We start from the raw sequence: 18121 nt of genomic DNA on the forward strand, positions 1-18121 counted from the left end.
GCCCCCCCCCCCCCCCCCCCCCCCCCCCCCACTCTGGGACAAAGTCACCCCATTCAATGGAAGCGATGGATCATGGCCAATTCAGTCTCCGGGGACTCTGTGGTGGATCGTGTGGTGAGGGTCATTTCAGCGTTCCCTGAAGGCGTCAGCAGCCTCCAGCTTTCGGACTTGGCCGCCCGGGCGGGGCTTCCCCTCACTACGGCGCATCGGCTGGTCCGGCAGTTGGCAGCGCACGGCCTGCTTGAGACCGGCACCGGTGGAACCGTCCGGCTGGGGCTGCGTCTGTGGGAACTGGTGAACCGTAATTCGCCTACCTTGGCGCTGCGGCAGGCCGCCATGCCGTTCATGGAGGACATCCAGCAGGTCCTGAACCAGAACGTGAACCTGGCGGTCCTGGACCACTGGGAGGCCCTCTTTGTGGAACGGCTGTCTTACCGCGGTTCCGTGGCCAACCGGGCCAAAGTGGCCGGACGGATGCCCGTCCACGTTTCCTCAGCCGGGCTCGCGCTGATGGCGCACCAGGGGAAGGCGCTGCAGGCTGAGTACCTCGAGCAGTTCGCTGACCCCTCCGGGAAGGTAACGCGGGATGCGGTGCGCGGCCTGCTCAGCGAAACGGCCTTGCAGGGCTTTGCGCAGCTCGCCGGCGTCGTGGATCCGGATACCTGGGGCATTGCCGTTCCCGTCCTTGACGCGAGGCAGCGCGCGGTGGCCGCGCTCGGCGTCGTGGTTCCGCTCCGGGAGATGCGCCTGCAGGCCCTGGTTCCCGCGCTGCAGACTGCCGCGCGGGGAATCGCCCGGCGATTGGGCGACGCCGGAAGCTGAAATCCTTCTTCCGTTGAATGGAATGCGCGTTACGCCGGTCAGGCTTCCTGCTGCACACTGAAGCCCTGACGCCCCACGCAGCTCTTCCAGCACGAGCCCCGCAACGAAGCGAGAAACAGCCATGGCACCACGCAAAATCATCACCACCCAGGTGGCCATCATGGGCGCCGGCCCGGCCGGCCTGATGCTCTCCCACCTCCTGGCCAACGCCGGGATCGACTCCACCGTGGTCGAAGTCCGCAGCCACAAGGTCATCTCCGAAACCGTCCGCGCCGGCATCCTGGAGCACGGCACCGTCAACCTGCTCGTGGACAGCGGAGTCTCGGACCGGGTGCTGCGTGACGGGGACCGGCATGACGGCATCGAACTGCGGTTCAACGGCGAAAGCCACCGCGTCGACTTCAAGGACCTCGTGGGGGAGTCCGTTTGGCTCTACCCGCAGACGGACGTCTTCCTGGACCTCGCAGCACGACGGAAGGCCGACGGCGGCGACGTCCGCTACAGCGTCACGGACACCACCGTGCACGACCTCGAAGGCAAGCCGAAGGTGTGGTTCACCGACGCCGACGGTGTGGAGTACGAGATCCAGGCGGACTTCGTGGTGGGCGCGGACGGTTCCCGCAGCCACTGCCGCTTCCAGATCCCGGAGGCCAACCGGAAGTGGTACTTCCACGAGTACCCTTTCGCATGGTTCGGCATCCTGGCCGAAGCTCCGCACAGCGCGGACGAGCTGATCTATGCCAACTCCGCCAACGGCTTCGCCCTGATCAGCCAGCGCACCGAAACCGTGCAGCGGATGTATTTCCAGTGCGATCCCCATGAGAACGTGGCTGACTGGGACGACGACCGGATCTGGGCCGAGTTCCGCAGCCGGGTCAACGGCAACGGCTTTGAACTCAAGGAAGGCCCCGTCATCGACAAGATGGTCCTGCCGTTCCGCAGCTTTGTGCACACCCCCATGCGCCACGGCAACCTATTCCTGGCCGGCGATGCAGCGCACACCGTCCCGCCCACCGGCGCCAAGGGCCTGAATCTGGCCGTCCATGACGTCAAGGTCCTCTTCGAAGGACTGGACAGCTACTACAACTCCGGCTCTACGCACCTGCTGGACACTTTCAGTGACCGGGCACTGGAGCGCGTGTGGAAGGCCCAGCAGTTCTCCTACTGGATGACCACCATGCTCCACACGCCGGTGGACGCGGATGACTTCACCCGCGCCCGCCAGCTCGGCGAACTGAACTCCGTGGTCTCCTCCCGGCACGGCATGGCCTACCTGGCCGAGGCCTACACCGGCTGGCCCGGCGCCGTTTCCTAGAATGCCGTGACATAGGCTGCCGTGAAATTGAAGTACGACGGCGGGGCTGACGCCGGCTGTGCAGGCCGGTCCCCGACGTGCGGAATCAGGCAAGGGCGTCAGGGTGCCAGCAGCCGCCGGATTGGGGCGGCAATGGCTGCAACGTCCGGATGCTCGCCTTGCCTGACGGTGAGCATGTGGAGCAGTACGCCGTCGCCGTAATCCGCTACGTCCCGAGCCCGCCCGGCTGCGTCAGCCACCCCTAAGGCGGTCAGCGCCTGCTCCAGCCCGCCCACCAGCCGGAGATGCCCGGCGGTCACCGCCTCGGGTTTGTCCAGGGAAAGCGCCAATCGGGCACGCGTGAGGGCAGCGTGCTGTCCTGCCAGCGCCAACACCAGGGCGGCCAGTTGACGGGCCAGCTCCTCAATGTTCCCGGGCGGGCCGGCCTGCCCCTGGTCCTGCAGGAGTGCGACCTCCAGCTGCTCCAGGCGGTCCAGAACGGCCTCCACTAAGGCAGCCCGGTTCCGGTAGTAATTGGAGGTGGTCCCTTCGGCCAGCTGCGCCGCCGCGTCAACGGCCCGGTGGGTGAGGCCTTTCATTCCTTTGTCCGCCACTACCCTCAAGGCGGCGTCCATAAGTTCTGTGCGGCGGTCAGGCATGGGCCCAGTGTAATTGACCCCTTCCGAATTACTACAAAAGTAGTAGGATCGCACGCATGGAAACAATCTCGATTGTTGGCGGAGGAATTGCCGGGCTGGCACTGGCTGCCTGCCTGGACCAGGACCGTTTCGATGTGACGGTCACAGAGAAGCGGCCGGAGTTGCCCGCGGTTGGGACAGTGCTGGCCATGTGGCCCAACGCGCAACGTGCCCTGGAAAAAGTGGGTGTCCTGGCTGAGGCCCGCACCGTGAGCCCGGTGATTGGAAGCGGATCCATCCGCAATGCCGCGGGCGTGCCCTGGGTTACCGTGAACGGCGGCCAGATGTTCGGCATTTCCAGGGTGGACCTGCTGCGCCTGCTGGACGCCGCCGTGCCGGACACTGTCCGCCGGATCACGGGCCGCTTCCACGCGGTCCCGTCCGGGGCCGGCCTGGTGGTAGGGGCGGATGGCGTACACAGCGCGGTGCGTCGCGGCATCTGGGGGGAAAGGACCGCAGCCCGGCCCACTCCGTACCTTGCCGTCCGGGGTACGCTTCCGGTGCCTGTCCACCCGGAACACGTTGGCGAGTACTGGGGGCGCGGAGATCTTTTTGGCATCGCCGCTGCAGCCGCCGGCACCAACTGGTACGCAAGCTATCGCTCCGACCTTGGGGTGGAGGGAATCGACGTCGCCGCAGCCCTTGAGCAGGCACGGATCCGCTACGCCGGGCACGCGGGTGCCATCCGCGACGTCCTTGCCCAAGCCACTCCGGAGCGTTCGCTTGCCCAGGGGATCTGGACCACCCCGCGGTTGCGGTCCTTCGTCCGCGGCCGGGTTGTGCTGATCGGCGATGCAGCCCATGCCATGACGCCCAACCTCGGCAGGGGAGCCTGCGAAGCATTAGTCGATGCAGTCACACTGGCGGAACTTTTGAATGTCCTTCCTGCTGACGAGGCACTGAGGTCATACGATCGCCAGCGGCGGCTCCGCACTCAAGCCTTGGGCCTGGCGTCGTCCGCGCTGATGCGCGTGGCGCTGACGGAAGCCGCCCAGCCCCTGCGCGACCGGCTGCTGACGCTGGCCCGGCGCCCGAAGGAGCACGCCGCCGTCGTTACTGGTTCCCCCACCTGATCAGCGGACGGGGGCGGCTGGTTCTGCGCCGGCCGCCACCAGCCCAGGTGACGTGGCCGCATCTGGAGCAGCCCCCGGGACGTTTTTGCGCCCCGCACCGCGGCGGCTGGAGCGGCCGTAGACGAGGTACATGGTGAGCCCCGTGATGATCATCAGCAGCACGGTGTAGACGAACGTGTTCCCCACGCCCTCAACTCCTTCTGCACCGTCGGTATTGGCCTTGATCACCAGCCCCAGCGGCTGGACCAGTGGGTGCGCCAGGAAGATCGCGGTGTCATAGTCATCCAGCATGCTGTTGAAGTTCAAGGCCGCGATGGCTGCAGCAGCCGGGAGGACAATGGGCAGCAGGATCCGGCGGAACACATACAGCGTTTTGGCTCCCATGATGGCTGCGGCTTCCTCCATCGAGGAGTTGACCGACGCGAACGAGGCTTTGAGCATACGGAGGGTGAACGGGATCTTCACAGTCACGAACGCGATCAGGAGGATCACCGTGGTTCCTGTCAGCACGGCCCCGCCCACGAGCGGATTCGGGTGGTCGTAGCTGATGATGAGTCCGAGGGCGAGCAGGGCGGACGGCAGGATCCAGGGAATGTGGAGCAAGTATTCGAAAACGGACGCGACCCAATTCTTGTACTTCTGCAGCAGCCGGGCCACGAACAGCAGGCCGCCCACCGCTATCAGGGTGGCCAGCCCACTGTAAACGACGCTGACGATGAAAGGGCGCAGGCCCGACTCCTGGGTGAGGACCCGTACATAGTTGTCCAGGGTCAGGCTGCCCGGGGAGATCTGGCCGGTCTGGATCGCGGCGCCGTCGGCAAAGGAATACAACACGATAAGCACCACGGGCAAGGTGTACAAGGCAAAAAGCAGGTAGGCGATGGCGTGCACGGCAGCGTTGGCAACAGGGCTGGTGATTCGCTGCTTCTGCAGGGCCGAGGACACCTTGGACAGTGAGTAGTACGTGCCGCGCTTCTCCAGCCGGGACATGACCGCGAGCATCAGGATGGTGGAAACGCCCAGGATGACGGCCAGCAGCGCAGCCAGGTCCCGGGAGGTGGGGCTGTTGGCGAACGTCAGGATCATCGGCGTGATGGTCTGGAACTCCCGGCCGCCCAGCACCTGCGGAGCGCTGAGTGCGCCCAGGCCAGTCAGGAAGGACAGGATGGTGACGGCGAACAGCGTGGGTTTGAGCATGGGCAGCACCACGCGGCGCAGGATGGTCCAAGTGGACGCCCCGAGGTTCCTGGCCGCCTCGATGGTCTGGTAGTCAACGCCCTTGAGCGCATTGCCCACGAACAGCATGTGGTTGGTGGTCGTGGCGAAGGTCATCACCACAAGGACAGCAAAGAAGCCGGAGAACCATGCCGGGTCCATTCCGGGGAAGACCCTGAGCAGCAGGGAAGTGACAATGCCTTTGTCGCCATAGATGAACTTGTAGCCAGCGGCCAGCACGATGCCGCCGTAGATGAACGTGGTGGCGTAGCCGAGGAAAAGGATACGGGAGCCGCGGATCTTGAAGTAGTGCGTGACCAGCACAATGAAGATTCCCACGGCGTTCACCGTGATGGACAGGGCCAGTGCCAGAAGGAAGCTGTTGCCCAGTGACTTCATGGCGCGCTGCGAGGAGAACAGCTTCTCGGCCGCCCGCCCCGAGAAGCTGCCGTCCGGGAAGAACGTTGCAATCAGGACGTTGAGGTTGGGCCAGACCAGGAACGCTGCGATAAACCAGGTGAGCACTGCGCCCACCATCAGGACGAAGGGGGACCGGAGCATGCTCCTGGCAGAGCCGCCGTTCCTGCCGCCCTTCTTACCGCCGATGTTAGCGGGACCGCGGTTCATGGCAGGGCCACTGCCTGGTCCTGCTTGGCCAGGGCGGCTCCGGTGCCCGGATGGTACTGCAGCACGTGGGCCGGCTGGACGTACACTGTGGCTTCGGCGCCGGCTTCGGGGTGGGCACCGCCGTCTTCCTTGACCAACAGCCGGATGTCCGCGCCGCGGCTCCGCACCACATAGCGGCTATGCAGGCCGTGGTAGGTACGAGATACGACTGTTCCGGACAGCCCGACGGCGGTGCCTCCGTCCGCCGGCGGTGTCAGTGACGCCTTTTCCACCCGCAGGTAGGAATTGGCGTCAGGGTCCAGGCCGGCGCCGGAGAGCCGGTTCAGCTCCGCCACGAACTCCGGGGTCAGCGGGGAGCTATCACCGATGAAGTTGCAGACAAACTCGGTGGCTGACTGGTCGTAGATGTCCTTCGGCGTGCCCACCTGCTCAACCACTCCCTTGTTGAACACGGCCACGCGGTCGCTCATGGCCAGGGCCTCATCCTGGTCGTGGGTGACGTAGACGGTGGTGATGCCGAACTCACTTTGCAGGTCTTTGAGCTGCTGCCGGAGCTGGTTCCGCAGCTTGGCGTCCAAGTTGGACAGCGGCTCGTCCAACAGCAGGATCTTGGGCCGCAGAACCAGTGCGCGGGCCACGGCCACACGTTGCTGCTGACCTCCCGACAGCTCCGCCACGTTCTTGCCCAGCTGGTCTTCGCTGAGCTCCACCCGGCGCGCAATATCGCGCACCAGGCGGTCAGTGTCGGCGGATTTTTCCTTCCGGACCCGGAGTCCGAAGGCGATGTTCTCCCATACGCTCATGCTGGGGAACAGGGCATAGTTCTGGAAGACCATGCCCACCTGGCGTTTGTCGCTGGCCAGCCGGGTGACGTTTTTCCCATCCACGTGGACGGTTCCCCTGGAGGGCTCGATGAACCCTGCCAAGGTGCGCAACGCCGTCGTTTTTCCGCAGCCGGAGGGGCCCAGGAGTGTGAAGAATTCCCCTGGCCTGACGTGGAGGTTCAGGTCTGGGATGGCTGTGAAGTCGCCGAAGGAAACTTCGATGTTGTCCAAGCGGATCATGGGAAACCTGTCTGGTGGGACTGTGGGTGCGGATAGGGGCGGCTACGTCATGTACTCGAGCTCGATCTTCTCCACCCAGGCGCCCATGTTCTCCTGCACGAAATCCCAGTCGATGTCCTGCTGCTTCACGTCGGCGAAGAACTCCACTACCTCAGGATTCGCTTTCGAGGCGGCGCTGGTGTTCACCGGCATGGCGTTGAACTGCTGGGCAAAGGCGCTTTGGACTTCGGCGCTGCCGAACCAGTCGATGAACTTCTGCGCCTGTTCCTTCTTGTCGGTCCCCTTCACCAGTGCTATCTGTTCCACTGCCAGGGGTACGCCCACGGACGGCGCCACAGTTTCGACGTTGACCTTGAAGGACTTCTCCCGTTCGGCGATGATCGACGACGGCATCTGTCCCAGGTCCACCTCGCCCGAGGCAATCCGGGCAAACAGGTCGGTCTTGGCCACGGCGGGGCTGCCGTTCTGGAAGTACTGCTCCACCTGCTTCCAACCTTCATCCGAAACGCCGAGGTCTCCGGAGTCGTCCTTGTAGCGGGTGAGGATGCCGGCAAAGACCAGCTGCGCGGTGGCAGTACCGAGTCCGGTCACGCGCTCATAGCGTTCCTTGAGTGCGTCTTTGGTCCAGAGATCTGTCCAGTCCTTCGGAGCATCGTCGGCGCTGATTTTGTCTGAGTTGTAACCGAGCAGGATGGCCTGCTTGACCAAGGGCCAGTAAGCCTTACCGTCCCCGCTGTCGCCCAGGGCCGTGTCAACCTCGCCCGCCCATGAGGGCTCATAGGGCTCAAGCGCGCCTTCGTCCTTGATCTGGGCAAAGTACATGTTGTTCAGGCCGTAGGCTACGTCGGCAATGGGATTGTTCTTTTCCGCGATCAACTTGTTCGTGGCATCGGCGCCACCGGCGCCTACAATCTCGATTTTGAAGCCGGCCTCTGCGGCTTTGGCGGTCACCCACTCGCCGCGGCCTTCGCCGTTTGAGTTGGTGTAGATCACGAGGGTTTCGCCGGAACCGGCTGCCGGGGAGGTAGACGCCGCCCCTGAAGCGGCGGGCGATGCTGTGCCGCCTCCGCATCCGGCGAGAAGGGTGACGGCGACTGCGGCGGCAACCAATGTCTGCAATTTACGCACGATCAGGACTCATTTCTGGACTGTCAGCGGAGCATGTCCGGCCAGCCTATCGCCGGACGCGCCAATTTCAGGCTGTTATAGCTATCGATTCGATAAACAGCTCGGCTGATGAGTCTGGAGGACCCGATAAAACGTTCAGGGCACGGTGCGTAAACGTGCGGTGAACGCTGGGCGGCATGCCCACGGCGGTGCGTGCCGCCGTCGTCAGTCCTGGGCGGGGGTCTCGGTGAGGATGCTCTGGCGCGTAATCAGCGAGGTTAGCGGACAGCCCAGTTTCTCCGGTTCAGGCCATGGCCGTGTGGGCGGCGCTGCGCGAGTTGATGGATTTCGCGTAGCAGTAGGAGTGCGCCACTCCGATGTACGGGCCGAAGTTGGGAACGCTTTCGAAGCCGGAGTTTTCGTAGAAATTCCGCCCATCCGGCTGTGCCGATCCGGCCTCGGCCTTGATCCGGGTGATCCCCTGCTTGTATGCCTCGGCCTCAAGGGCAGCAAGGATGGAGCTGGCCACTCCCGAACCCCGCGTGTACGGGAGGACGTACAGCCGTTTGATCTCCGCCGTCGTGGAATCCAGCAGCCTCAGGCCACCGCAGCCCACGGGCTGCCCGGAGCCTTTGTCGTAGGCCACCAGGAACACGGCGCAGTCCGCGGACGACGGCGGCGTGCCGGGTTCGTGGTCAGGGGTGCCAAAGCGGGCGTCCAGTTCCGCCTGCTGGGCCCGGCGCAGGTCGGCACCCACGGGGTTCGACCAGGTGACCTGCCTGATGTTGAGTCGGGGATTGGTCTGCATGGCTGCCTCGTTTCGCCGAAGGGTTATGCCTGACAAGCCTAGGAGGCCGCGGTTACCGCGGTGTTTCCTTCGCGTAAGCGCCCAGAGAACAGTCAGTGATGGTGCAGCCCGCGCGCCCTGGCGGGACAAACGCGGCGGGCCTACTGCCGCACGAGCGTCCGCAGGAGCTTGAGCGCTACTGAGATTGACGCGATGTCCACCTGGCCCGGGCCGGTCACCTCCGCGAAGGTGTCCTTGATCCGTGCCAGCTGCTCCTGGTGTCCCCGCTCCCAGGCCACGATGCGTTCCACGGCGTCGGGTCCTCCTGCTCCCGGCGTCGAACTGGATTGCATCACCGAGATGGTCATGTCGGCGACGGCCGAGTAGACGTCGTCACGCAGCGCCGCCCGGGCGAGTGTCTCCCACCGGCTTTGGCGCGGCAGGTCCGTGATGCGCAGGAGGAGGCCGGCGGCGTCGATCCTTTGGAAGACCGCGTAGTAGAGATCGGCGATGATGGGGATGGGCTCGTGCACCTGTTCGGATATGAGGGAGATATCCAGCAGGCCGAAGCTCTCCAGGAGATCAGAGGCACGCACGCCCAACTCCCGCGGGAGGCCCAGGCTGTCCCAGTGTGCCAGGCGCCCCTGGACCCGGTCGATATCGGAGCCGCGCAGGTAATCCGACGTCCGCGTTCGCAGCAGCTCCAACGTGGGCATGATCCGGGCCAGGGCTGTGGCGATGCGCTGGTCCCGGTGGTCGTGCGTCACATACCAGCGGGTGGCCCGGTCAAGGACGCGGCGCATATGGATGGCGAGTTCAGCGGCCTGATCACTGGGAAACTCCGGGGGCAGGGCATCAATGTTGTCCATGATCCAAGGCAAGTCGTACGCCTGGCGCGCCACCACGAAGGCCCGCGCCACCGCCGCTGCGGTGGCGGTGGTTTCTTCTTTTGCCCGAAACGCAAAGGTGATGCCGCCCAGGTTGATCATGTCGTTCGCCACCACCGTACAGATGATCTGGCGGCGGAGCGGGTGCGAGTCCAGCTCGGCGTCGAAGCGTTCGGCCAACTGGTGGGGGAAGTAGCCTCGCAGCGTGCCTTGGAACCACGGGTCATCGGCCAGGTCGCTGGACGTGAGTTCCTTGGCGAGTTCGATTTTCGCGTAACCGGCAAGGACAGACAGCTCCGGGGAGGTCAGCCCCTTGCCGGACCGGAGCCGTTCGCGAAGCTGCTCCGTGCTGGGCAGTGCTTCCTGTCCGCGGTCCAGTTCCGAAGCGTTCTCCAGCCAGTCCATGGCACGTTCGAACCCGGGACTCCACTCAAGCACCAAGTGCCTGTCATTGAGCAGCAGCACGTTCTGGTCGGCATTGTTGGTTAATACCAGCCGGGACACTTCGTCAGTGAGGGAGTGCAGGAACGGGCCGCGTTCGGTGTCCGGCATGCGCCCCGCGGCGATCATTCGGTCAACGAAGATCTTGATGTTGACCTCGTGGTCCGAACAGTCCACTCCGGCTGAGTTGTCGATCGCGTCCGTGTTCAGCAGCGTGCCGCTGAGGGCCGCCTCGATCCGGCCACGCTGGGTGATGCCCAGGTTGCCGCCCTCCACGATGACACGGGCCCGTACCTGGTCGCCGTCGATCCTGAGGGGGTCGTTGGCTTTGTCGCCTACGTCCTGGTGACGTTCGATGGAAGCCTTGACGTAGGTTCCGATCCCGCCGTTGTAGAGCAGGTCCACCGGCGCCCGGAGGATGGCCTGGAGCAGGGCATGCGGCGGGAGCGCGGACGTACCGGCCGGCAGGCCGAGGCAAACCCGGACCTGCTCGGTGATGCCGATGGCCTTCGCGCTGCGCGGGTGGACTCCGCCGCCCTCGCTGATGAGTGACGGATCGTAGTCGGCCCAGGATGAGCGCGGCAGGCTGAAGAGCCGCCGGCGTTCACGGAAGGAGGTCTCGGCGTCGGGCGTTGGATCGAGGAAGATGTGGCGGTGGTCAAACGCTGCCACCAGCCTGATGTGCCGTGAGAGCAGCATGCCGTTCCCGAAGACGTCCCCGCTCATGTCTCCGATGCCCGCCACGGTGAAGTCCTGCGCCTGTGGATCCATGCCCAACGCACGGAAGTGCTGCTTGACGGATTCCCAGGCCCCACGGGCAGTGATGCCCATCTTCTTGTGGTCATAGCCCACGGATCCTCCTGACGCGAAGGCGTCCCCGAGCCAGAAGCCGTATTCGTGCGCCACTGAGTTCGCCGTATCGGAAAAGGCCGCTGTACCCTTGTCCGCCGCCACCACCAGGTAGTAGTCATCACCGTCGTGGCGAACCACATGAGGCGGCGGCACTATCTTCTCGCCCGCCGGTGACACCACGAGGTTGTCCGTAAGGTCCAGGAGTCCGCGGATGAAAATGCGGTAACACTCGGTTCCTTCCGCCAGCCATCCCGTACGGTCAACAGCGGGATCCGGGAGGCGTTTGGGATAGAAGCCGCCTTTGGCCCCGGTAGGCACAATGACGGAATTCTTCAGGTTTTGGGCTTTGACCAGGCCCAGGACCTCGGTGCGGAAATCTTCGCTCCTTTCGGACCACCGCAGCCCGCCGCGGGCCAGCTCGCCGAAGCGGAGATGGACCCCCTCCACCCGTGGCGAGTAAACCCAGATCTCATATTTCGGCCGCGGAAACGGGGCGTTGACGATGGCAGCCGGAGTCAGCTTGAAGCTCAGGTGCCCTTTGTCCTGGAAGTAGTTGGTGCGCAGCGTGGATTCCACCAGGTTCATGAACGTGCGCAACAGCCTGTCGGCATCCAAGACGGGTACGGCCTCGATGGCTGCCAGGACCTCCGTGCGCGCCGCGGCCGTTTCACGGAACCGGGCGGCAGGTTCCAGGGTGGGGTCGAACTTTGCCTGGAAGAGCGCCAGGAGGGCGTGGGTTGCCCGGACATTGTTTTTCAGGGTCTCGGCGATGAAGCCGTAGGAATTGGTGGTTCCCAGCTGTTGGAGGTACTTCGCGTAGCTTCGCAGGATTACGGCCTGCCGCCACGCCACGCCCTCCCTGATGACCAAGGCATCGATTGCATCGGACTCGATGTCCCCGCGCATCGCGGCGCGAAAAGCCTGCGCCAGCAGGTCGCTGGTTGCCTCCGGGTCTACGCCGGCCGGATACTTCACGCCCAAGTCGTACAGGAACAGCTCGCGGGCCGTTCCGCGCCGGATCCCGAATGGACGCTGGTCCAGGACCTCCAGGCCCAGGTTGTGCAGGAACGGCAGGATCTGCGTCAGGCTCCGGGGCCGTGTCAGGTAAAGCCGGATCCGTGCCTCTCCCGGGGTGGCTGTTGACCGGGTTACCGTCAGGAGGGGATCGCCGGAGGGGCGGCCACCGTCTCCGTCCAGGTCGAATGCTTCGAAGTTCGCAATGTCCCGGACCGCGGTGTCCAAGCGGTAGTCCGCGCGGTAAGCCGGCGGAAACGCGTGGGACCACAGGCGGGAAATTCCCGCTGCCTCCGCAGCCGGGAAGCGCTCGCGGATGAGTTCGTCGAGGCCTTCCGCCCAGGAGCGTGTGGCAGCGATCAGGTCACGCTCCAGTTGGGCAGGGTCGACGCCGGGCTGGCCTGCTGGTGCCTCGCGGACTGCCGCTGGACGTGTGTCAGCCTGTGGCTCCGCAGTTCCGATCCGAAAGAAGATCCGCGCCATGGGCGATTCGGAGAGCCGCACCTCGAACTCGATGGAAGTGGCCTTGAAGGCGTGAGTAAACTCGCGCTCCATCTGCAGCCGGACAGCGGTGTTGTAACGCTTACGGGGAAAGAAGACGAGAGCCAGCACAAACCTGCCGAGTGTATCGGGGCGGAGGAACAGCCGTGTCTGCCGGAGCTGTTCCGCGCGCATGATTTCACGCGCGAGCCGGCTGAGGTCTGGGATGTCGATCTGGAAAAGCACCTCGCGCGGGATCGCTTCCAGAGCGGCAATCAGATCCTTGCCCTGCGGGGACTCGGGCGCCGATCCAAGAGCGTCGCTGACTGCGTTCAATTTTTCCCGGATCACCGGGATCCGCCGGACGGACTGGTGCTCGGCGCTGGGTGTGAAGAGGCCCAGGAACCGTTGTTCTCCGGTGGTTTTTCCTGACGGGTCGAAGGCTTTCACCCGGATCTCGTCCAGGTAGGATCCCCGCAGGACAGTGGAGCGAACATCAGAGGTGGCCAAGGCGAGGACCTGCTGGTCCTTCATGCCGGATTCCCCTGCGCTGTTCCGGGGACCGGGGCCGGTGTCCGGGACGAGTGTGGTGGAGGGACTTCGGTGGCGCAGCAGCCCCAGCTCCGAGCCTGGCCTGAGGGCGAGCGAGTCAACGCCTCCCGCCGTCGTCAATCCATATTCACTGTAGCCCAGGAAGACGAAGTTGCCCTCGGCCAGCCAGCGGAGCAGATCGCGGAGCTGCTGGACCGCTGGAACAGCATGAGGCGGCGCCTGCCCCGCTGCGGCGATGGCTGCGGACAGCTTGCCATGGATAGCGGCCTCGTCATGGGCCACTGCACGCACGTCGGCCACGACAGCCCGCAGCCGTTCCATCAGTGCCCGGGCCGCCTCGGTGTCGGCCAACCGCCCAATTTCCATGCCGATCCAGACCTCGGGCGTTCCATCGGATGGCACAGCATTGCCCGCCTCCAGTCCCTCCCGGGCCGGACCAGGGCGGACTTCCAGCAGTGCATGGGAGACAGGGTCGCGGTGCACCAGGAAGGTGGGGTGGACCAGTTGGTGGATCGGGGTGTCCTCGCGCGTGAGCTCTGCGGTGACCGACTGGACCAGATAGGGCAGGTCTTCGGCGACCACCGCCACGACGCTGGTGTCCAGTTCATTCAGGATGCCGACGGCCGCCTCACCGGGACGCCGCCGGGAAGCCAGCTCCAGATGGTGGGCTGCCCTGGCGCGGAGGGTCTCAGGATCGTCATTGTGCAGGTCCTCGGCCGCTACGTGCGCGTAGTATGCGGCGAGGAAATCCGCGTCGGGTTCCAGCGAACCTGCGGGGGTCTGCTCCGATGTCCGTGCCATGCCACTGCGCCTCCGTGCGCGGCGGGCTGCCGGGATCACGCCTCCCCGCGCCTACTCTTCATCATGGTCGCCGCGGCCAATGCAGTCCAGTGTTGTTCCCCGGCGTCATGCGACTACTGTTCCTCGGCATCGATGCACCCGCAAGCCCGCCGCCTGCGGGCCACCTGCCGGATCGCAAGCTTGTCTAGATACCAGCCCGTCTAGGATTGTGGAATGGGCGCACATCAAACTGACGGTTCCGGCTACTGGTACGGCCCGGACGGCCAACTCGACTCCGGGGCGGCCGTCCTGAAAGCCCTGCGGGATTACCGGGCGGCGGAACAGTCCGTTCGACGGTCAACCAGGAATTCGATGGGCATGGGCGAAACCGACATCCTCGCCCTCCGCTTCCTCCTGCGGGCGCAGGCTTCCGGCGAGACCGTGGTGCCAAAGGATCTGAGCCGGATTCTGGGCATCACCAGTGCTTCCACCACCTCGCTCATCGATCGGTTGGTTGCAAGCGGCCATGTCCGCCGCGAGGCGCACCCATCGGACCGCCGTTCGGTGATCGTCGTCCCCACCACGGAATCGGATCAGGAGGTGAGGCTCACGCTGGGGGCCATGCATCGCCGAATGATGTCTGTTGCCGAAGGCCTGAGCGCAGAGGAGGCCCGCATTGTGGTGCAGTTCCTCAACAGCATGACCTCCGCTGTTCACGAGGACACGGCCCCTGAGATTAGCTAGCCTGACTAGTTATATGTATGCTTACGATCAGTCCTGGGGTTGTGAGTGTGAAGGAGGCGTGTGCGTTGGTAAGTATTGCCGGAGTTTGCGAACCGGAATCCATGCTTTGCGAAGACGAATATCCCGCCGAGGGCCCGGACGCTCCGGTCCATTGCGGAAGCCTGATGGAACTGGGGACGCCGACAATGGGGCCGCTGGCGACCGGCTACAGCTTCGAACCTCCTGCCGAGCCTGTGCGCCTGCCGCCCGTATGGCGCTGCAGTTGCGGCTTCCAGCTGGATGCCTGGGGCGCCGGACCGTTCTTTGAAAGTTCACTGGCCAGCCATCCCGTTTCTGATTCAAGGCCATGACAGCCCTGGCCGTCCCGGTCCATGCTCTCCGGAATGGTGGGCAGGCGGCCGCCGGGGGCCTCCTCCTCGGCCGCTACCAGCTTCGTGAGCGGCTGGGCCGGGGCTCGCTGGCCGAGGTATACCGCGCAGTGGACCTTGCCGGCGGACGCGACGTTGCGGTCAAGATCGCTGCGGATTCCACTACCAAGCAGCTGGCAAGGATCCACAATGAGGCCAGGATATTGGCCAGGTTGGACCACCCTGCCATTATCGGCTTCGTGGCGGAGGGACTTGTGCCTGACGGCTCCCCGCAGGCGGGGAGGCCATTCATTGTCGAGGAACTTGCTTTTGGCACCAGCCTTTCGGAAAGGCTGAGGGTCGCGGACCACAGCCGGACAGACGTCGCCGCGTGGGCCGTGGACCTCTTCGACGGAGTCAGCCACCTCCATGCGCGGGGCTTGGTCCATCGCGACATCAAACCTGCAAACCTGATGCTGAGCGGGCTACGGCGTAGCCCTGTGAGGATAGTAGATTTTGGCATTGCCGCCCGCGCCGGGACCTTGCCCGAGCCGGGCATTTCCTCCGGAACGGCGCATTACATGAGTCCGGAGCAGGCATCAGTGGAGGCCGCCCAGCCATCCTGGGATGTCTACGCGCTCGGGCTTGTCCTGCTTGAGTTGCTGACCGGTACAAAAGCCTTTCCCGGGACACCCCTGGAATCACTCGTGGCCCGTACCCTGCGCAGCCCCGAGATCCCCCACAGCCTGGGCCGCGGGTGGCACGAGTTGCTGGCCGCCGCCACTGCCATGGACGCAGCCGACAGGCCGACAGCCGCCGAAGCTTCGGCCTTGGCCTCCCGCCTCATTCCCCGCGGCCGCCCGCGGTATGCCAACCTGGTGTCCTTGGGCACGGCACGCCAGGTCCGCTTCGGGAAGCCCGCGTCAGCGGACTGACACGCTAGGCGGTCCCGCCGGTGGGATCCTCGGCGGTGGGATCGGCCAGGGCAAGGCCACCCACCGGGCTCCCGTCCCAATGGATGAGCTTCCAGCCTGCGTCCGGATCACCTTCCAACGCCACGATGCCTGTATTGGACAAGACATGGCGGGCCGCGAACTCATGATCGGCGTCCGCCGCGCGGAGGCCCGCCCAAGTACGGATGGCGGCGCCGTGGCTGACCACGGCAGCAGCGGCAGAATTCCCGTTGCTGGCGGCGCGCTGGGCAATCCGGGTGATGGCGGCGTCATACCGCTCGAAGAATTCATGACCGTCCGGACCGGCCGGCATACGGCGGCCCAGGTCACCGGCTGCCCACGCGAACACCGTGCTCATGTACCGCATGTGTGATTCGTGGTCGGTCAGTTTTTCAAGTGCACCGGCCTCTATCTCGTGGAGCCCGTCCAGCACCTCAACGTCGAGGCCATGCAGCCGTGCCAGCGGTGCCGCCGTGATCTGCGTGCGGAGCAGTGTTGAGGCGTAGAGGGCCCCGATCGGTTCATCGGCCAGTGACCGTGCCATGGCCTCTGCCTGCCGCTTTCCCAGCTCCGTCAGCCCAGGCCCCGGATGGGCCGTATCCAGCTGGCCGAGTACGTTACCGGGGGTCTGTCCGTGGCGGATGAGCAGCAACTTCATGCTCCCAGTTTCGCATCTTGCGGCAAGACCGGGGCGCGTGCGTGACCGTCCGGCGTCGTGCGTTCCTTCCCGGTTCCTGATGCCACAGGGCGGCAAGACACGGCGTGTCACTGCGACACGCGCGAAGCCCGGGCCAGCAACTGGGCGGGAACGAACCAGGAGCGGACACCGAAGCCCAAAACGAAGGCGCCGGGCCCTCGAGGAGCCCGGTGCCGCCGTACTTTTGTTGGACGTACAGGCCGTCCTACTTGAGGTGGTCCACCAGCTGGTCCGCGATGCCGGTGTACTTGCCGGGCGTCAGCGCGAGCAGGCGCGCCTCGGCCTCGGCGGAGAGGCCCAGGCTCTGGACGAATTCCTGCATCCGCGCGGCATCCACACGCTGTCCGCGGGTGAGGTCCTTCAGGCGCTCGTACGGGTTTTCCATTCCTTCGACGCCGGCAATCGCCTCGGCCCGCATGACCATTTGGATGGCCTCGCCCAGGACTTCCCAGTTGGTGTCCAGGTCACCGGCGAGGACGTCCTCTGCTACGTCGAGGCGGTCCAGGCCCTTGGCGACATTGGAGATGGCCAGCAGGGAGTGGCCGAATGCCACGCCGATGTTGCGCTGGCTCGAGGAGTCCGTGAGGTCGCGCTGCCAGCGGGACGTGACCAGCGTGGAGCCCAGCACGTCCAGGAGGCCCGAGGAAATTTCGAGGTTGGCCTCGGCGTTTTCGAACCGGATCGGGTTGACCTTGTGCGGCATCGTCGAGGATCCGGTGGCGCCGGCCACGGGGATCTGGGCAAAGTAGCCGATGGAGATGTAGCTCCAAATGTCCGTGCAGACGTTGTGCAGAATCCGGTTGAAGCGCGCGACGTCGGCGTACAGCTCCGCCTGCCAGTCGTGGCTTTCAATCTGGGTGGTCAGCGGGTTCCAGGTCAGGCCCAAACCCTCCACGAAGGACTTGGAAACCTGCTGCCAGTCGGCTCCGGGAACTGAAGCCACGTGGGCTGCGTAGGTGCCGGTGGCGCCGTTGATCTTGCCGAGGTATTCGGTCTTGGCAATGCGGTCCAACTGGCGCGTCAACCGGTGCGCGATGACAGCAAGTTCCTTGCCCAGCGTGGTGGGCGTGGCCGGCTGGCCGTGCGTGCGGGACAGCATGGGAACTGCGCGGTTGTCCTCGGCCATCTTGCTGATCTGCGCCACAAGGGCGCGTGCGGCCGGCAGCCACACGTCCTCCACAGCACCCTTGACGCCCAGTGCGTAGGAGAGGTTGTTGATGTCTTCTGAGGTGCAGCCGAAGTGGACCATGGCGGTGAGATGCTCGATGCCGATGGCGGGCAGGCGGCGGCCGATGTAGTACTCCACGGCCTTCACGTCGTGGACGGTGACGGCCTCGATCTCGGCGAGTTCGGAGACCGAGGCGGAATCGAATTCAGTGACGATGCCGCGGAGCTTCTCCTGCTGTTCCGCTGTGAGCGGGCCGGCGCCGGGAAGGACGTTGTTGCTGGTCAGGTGAATGAGCCATTCGACTTCGACGGCCACACGGTCGCGGTTGAGGGCCGCCTCGGACAGGTAGTCAACAAGGGGTGCGACGGCGGACTGGTAGCGGCCGTCCAGCGGGCCCAGGGCGATCTGGTCCGGTGACGCGGCGAGGGCCAGGCGTCCGGAGGGCGTGCGGGTATCAGCTGTGGCGGCAGTTTCAGGCATGTGCTGATTCTTTCACGAACTGCCCACCCCCCGCTTAAG

13 protein-coding genes are annotated in these 18121 nt (G+C 65.1%); 5 read left to right on the forward strand and 8 right to left on the reverse strand.

Features of this window, described 5'->3' with window-relative positions; all coding sequences use genetic code 11:
• Nucleotides 1-72: 72 nt before the first annotated feature.
• Both V9L17_RS19860 and V9L17_RS19865 read left to right on the forward strand, forming a co-directional pair.
• Nucleotides 73-822, forward strand: a complete 750-nt coding sequence (locus V9L17_RS19860; RefSeq protein ID WP_337352621.1) for an IclR family transcriptional regulator — start codon at nucleotides 73-75, stop codon at nucleotides 820-822.
• Nucleotides 823-943: 121 nt separating this feature from the next.
• Entirely contained in the window at nucleotides 944-2137 is a 1194-nt protein-coding gene (locus tag V9L17_RS19865; RefSeq protein WP_337352622.1) for a 4-hydroxybenzoate 3-monooxygenase, read from the forward strand.
• 98 nt (nucleotides 2138-2235) lie between these two features.
• Here V9L17_RS19865 and V9L17_RS19870 read toward each other — a convergent pair whose 3' ends face one another.
• Entirely contained in the window at nucleotides 2236-2775 is a 540-nt protein-coding gene (locus V9L17_RS19870) for a TetR/AcrR family transcriptional regulator (protein WP_337352623.1), read from the reverse strand.
• A 56-nt stretch (nucleotides 2776-2831) separates the two neighbouring features.
• On the opposite strand from V9L17_RS19870, the gene V9L17_RS19875 reads away from it, so the two are divergent.
• On the forward strand, nucleotides 2832-3887 hold the full coding sequence (locus V9L17_RS19875) for an FAD-dependent monooxygenase (protein WP_337352624.1): 1056 nt from the start codon (nucleotides 2832-2834) through the stop codon (nucleotides 3885-3887).
• Here the strand turns inward: V9L17_RS19875 and V9L17_RS19880 are convergent, their stop codons facing one another.
• From V9L17_RS19880 to V9L17_RS19900, 5 genes are all read right to left on the reverse strand, one after another.
• Complete coding sequence (locus V9L17_RS19880; protein WP_337352625.1) at nucleotides 3888-5729, reverse strand: ABC transporter permease; 1842 nt, start codon at nucleotides 5727-5729, stop codon at nucleotides 3888-3890.
• Nucleotides 5726-6793, reverse strand: coding sequence for an ABC transporter ATP-binding protein (locus tag V9L17_RS19885; protein WP_337348666.1), 1068 nt, complete (start codon nucleotides 6791-6793; stop codon nucleotides 5726-5728). The genes V9L17_RS19880 and V9L17_RS19885 overlap by 4 nt, the downstream gene beginning before the upstream one ends.
• A 42-nt stretch (nucleotides 6794-6835) precedes the next feature.
• Nucleotides 6836-7921: an extracellular solute-binding protein gene (locus V9L17_RS19890; RefSeq protein WP_337348667.1), complete on the reverse strand. Its 1086-nt coding sequence runs from the start codon at nucleotides 7919-7921 to the stop codon at nucleotides 6836-6838.
• Between the two features lie 283 nt (nucleotides 7922-8204).
• Nucleotides 8205-8708 carry a GNAT family N-acetyltransferase gene (locus tag V9L17_RS19895; RefSeq protein WP_337348668.1) on the reverse strand — a complete coding sequence of 168 codons (504 nt, stop codon included), beginning with the start codon at nucleotides 8706-8708 and terminating at the stop codon, nucleotides 8205-8207.
• Between the two features lie 140 nt (nucleotides 8709-8848).
• A complete protein-coding gene (locus tag V9L17_RS19900; protein ID WP_337352626.1) occupies nucleotides 8849-13714 on the reverse strand; it encodes an NAD-glutamate dehydrogenase in 4866 nt (1621 codons plus the stop codon).
• A gap of 213 nt (nucleotides 13715-13927) precedes the next feature.
• Between V9L17_RS19900 and V9L17_RS19905 the strand changes: the two genes are divergently transcribed.
• Nucleotides 13928-14437, forward strand: coding sequence for a MarR family winged helix-turn-helix transcriptional regulator (locus tag V9L17_RS19905; protein ID WP_337348670.1), 510 nt, complete (start codon nucleotides 13928-13930; stop codon nucleotides 14435-14437).
• 346 nt (nucleotides 14438-14783) lie between these two features.
• Nucleotides 14784-15719 carry a serine/threonine-protein kinase gene (locus V9L17_RS19910; protein ID WP_337352627.1) on the forward strand — a complete coding sequence of 312 codons (936 nt, stop codon included), beginning with the start codon at nucleotides 14784-14786 and terminating at the stop codon, nucleotides 15717-15719.
• A 4-nt stretch (nucleotides 15720-15723) separates the two neighbouring features.
• On the opposite strand, the gene V9L17_RS19915 is transcribed toward V9L17_RS19910, so the two are convergent.
• Together V9L17_RS19915 and purB are read right to left on the reverse strand one after the other, a co-directional pair.
• Complete coding sequence (locus tag V9L17_RS19915; RefSeq protein ID WP_337348672.1) at nucleotides 15724-16395, reverse strand: histidine phosphatase family protein; 672 nt, start codon at nucleotides 16393-16395, stop codon at nucleotides 15724-15726.
• A gap of 244 nt (nucleotides 16396-16639) precedes the next feature.
• Nucleotides 16640-18082, reverse strand: coding sequence for an adenylosuccinate lyase (gene purB, locus V9L17_RS19920; RefSeq protein WP_337352628.1), 1443 nt, complete (start codon nucleotides 18080-18082; stop codon nucleotides 16640-16642).
• Nucleotides 18083-18121: the final 39 nt, after the last annotated feature.

Origin of the sequence: Pseudarthrobacter sp. CCNWLW207 (assembly GCF_037203945.1) — a bacterium.
Classification (GTDB): domain Bacteria; phylum Actinomycetota; class Actinomycetes; order Actinomycetales; family Micrococcaceae; genus Arthrobacter.